The 531-nt window shown below is 42.9% G+C and carries 1 protein-coding gene; it reads left to right on the forward strand.

All coding sequences use genetic code 11. The annotated features are described in order from the left end of the window. Positions 1–38 precede the first annotated feature (38 nt). A partial coding sequence (locus IE212_RS35860) for an amino acid--tRNA ligase-related protein (protein ID WP_506005146.1) occupies positions 39–531 on the forward strand: 493 nt, incomplete at its 3' end.

Here is a 531-nt window from a genome sequence, read left to right on the forward strand (position 1 = left end):
GTTCCGGATTGCTGCAGCTTATTTTTGAAAATGGAAGCGTGAGCGAAGAAGATTTTGAAAAAGCAGGAAAGCTTCGCAGTGAATTTGTAATTGCAGCAGTGGGTACTGTAGAAGCACGTTCCGGTGCAGTGAATGAAAATCTTGCGACAGGAGAGATTGAGATTCGTGTAAAAGAACTTCGTATTTTATCTGAGTCTGAGACACCACCGTTCCCAATTGAAGAGAACAGCAAGACAAAAGAGGAATTACGTCTGAAATACCGCGTGTTGGATTTGAGAAGACCAGATTTACAGAGAAACCTGATGATGAGAAGTAAAGCGGCGACATTGACACGTCAATTCCTTGCAGAGGAAGGATTTTTGGAAATCGAGACACCGATGTTGATCAAAAGTACTCCGGAGGGAGCGAGAGATTACCTTGTGCCAAGCCGTGTGCATCCGGGAAATTTCTATGCGCTTCCACAGTCACCACAGATTTTTAAACAGCTTTTGATGTGTGCGGGATATGATCGTTATTTCCAAATTGTAAAAT

Origin of the sequence: Streptomyces djakartensis (genome assembly GCF_014651075.1) — a bacterium.
In the GTDB taxonomy this organism is placed as follows: Bacteria; Actinomycetota; Actinomycetes; order Streptomycetales; family Streptomycetaceae; genus Streptomyces; species Streptomyces djakartensis.